A 424-nucleotide genomic window follows, 5' to 3' on the forward strand; every position below is an offset into this window, starting at 1 on the left:
GGAGAAAAAAGTGTTCATACAACTTACGAACGCTGGGAAGGCAATTATCGCGGCTGCGACGGGCCCCATCAAAATCACGTCGTTCAAGCTGGGTTCGGCCTACGGATACATCCCGCAGGCAACCGACACGAACATCCACGGTACTACTATTTACGAGGGGATTCCCAGTGATCCCTTCGTTGTAAACCCGAACGTCGTCAAATATGGCGCATACCTAGACTACAACCTAGGACCGTTCGATTTTGGTGAAATTGGGTATTTCGTGGGCAACACGCTGTTCGCGTTGGCCGCAGACGACAGCCTGATTCACAAGTCACCGCTCGGTGCGGTGGACGGCGGAAACAGCATCCGGATTGATGCGTTCCTGTCGATCGTGGACACGAATTACCAAATGTGGCTGGACGCCGCAGAATCGAACAACCAG

At 53.3% G+C, this 424-nt stretch carries 1 protein-coding gene; it reads left to right on the plus strand.

What is annotated here, in order from left to right; all coding sequences use genetic code 11:
* On the plus strand, window positions 1-424 hold a 424-nt coding region (locus tag AC1RPX_RS07730), incomplete at both ends, for a phage tail-collar fiber domain-containing protein (protein ID WP_481763324.1).

It is taken from the genome of Dellaglioa sp. CoH-56-MRSF-14, assembly GCF_056782115.1.